Source organism: Methylobacterium sp. CCH5-D2, from assembly GCF_001556475.1.
Taxonomy (GTDB): Bacteria; Pseudomonadota; Alphaproteobacteria; order Rhizobiales; family Beijerinckiaceae; genus Methylobacterium; species Methylobacterium hispanicum.
Genome location: NZ_LSIX01001048.1, coordinates 1 through 950, shown reverse-complemented (window position 1 = coordinate 950; position 950 = coordinate 1). Strand labels below are relative to the sequence as shown.

Below are 950 nucleotides of genomic sequence, written 5' to 3'. Positions count from 1 at the left end.
AGATGTGTATAAGAGACAGGAGGGGAGGGAGGGCGTCGCGCTCGTCTCCACTGCCATCACCCCCCCTCACCGATCCTAAACCGCTCCGGCTGCGTGCCGTCCGCGTCGGTGAAGCCGTAGCGGCGAGCGAGGTCGGCCGCGTGCAGCACTGCGCCCCGGTGCGCGGCGACCTCCGGATCGGCGGCCAGCGCCGCGAGCGCGCGACCCGCGTAGAGCGGGCTCTCCGTCGCCAGCCCCGCCTGCCCGAGGTCGCGCACCCGCTCCGTCGCCACGAAACCCGGCGACAGGCCGAGGACGGTGACGCCGTGGGGCGCAAGTTCCGCCGCGAAGGCCAGCGCGAGCCGATTGGTGGCCGCCTTGGCCGAATCGTAGAACACGTCGCCGAGGTAACCGTCCGCCGTGTCGAACGAGACCAGCGCGAGCAGGCCGGAGCGGGCCGAGACCATCGCGGGTGCGACCGCGCGAGCGAGGAGCAGCGCCGCCAGCGGTCCGGTCTGCAGGAATCCCAGATAGGGTTCCGCCGAGCGGCGCCAGAACGGCGTGCCCCAGCCCGCCCCGTCGGGGTAGCGCGCGCCGTCGTAGCCCTCGTTGCCGCCCCAGACGCTCGACACCGCCACGTCGATCCGGCCGAAGCGGCGCAGCGTCCAGCGCACCAGCTCGTCCACGGCACGCTCGCTCTGGTGATCGCAGAGATAGTGGTGGCCCTCGCCGCCCGCCGCGTCCACCTCTCGGGCGGTGTCCTCGATCGCCTCCGGGCGCATCTCGGTGCGCGGCCCGGTCTCGCTGGAGCGCGCCGTGACGATCACGGTCGCCCCGGCCTCGCCGAGCCCGCGCGCGATGCCCCGCCCGACGCCCCGCGAGGCGCCCGCGACGAGGCAGACCCGCCCCGTGAGGTCCGGCCCGCTCACGCGCCCGCTCACGTGGAGGCGGGCTTGGCGCGGTCGAGGAAG

The 950-nt window shown here is 74.6% G+C and carries 1 protein-coding gene; it reads right to left on the bottom strand.

The features are described 5' to 3' along the window. Nucleotides 1-56: 56 nt before the first annotated feature. Nucleotides 57-920 carry an SDR family NAD(P)-dependent oxidoreductase gene (locus tag AX737_RS28490; RefSeq protein WP_082773352.1) on the bottom strand — a complete coding sequence of 288 codons (864 nt, stop codon included), beginning with the start codon at nucleotides 918-920 and terminating at the stop codon, nucleotides 57-59. Nucleotides 921-950 lie beyond the last annotated feature (30 nt).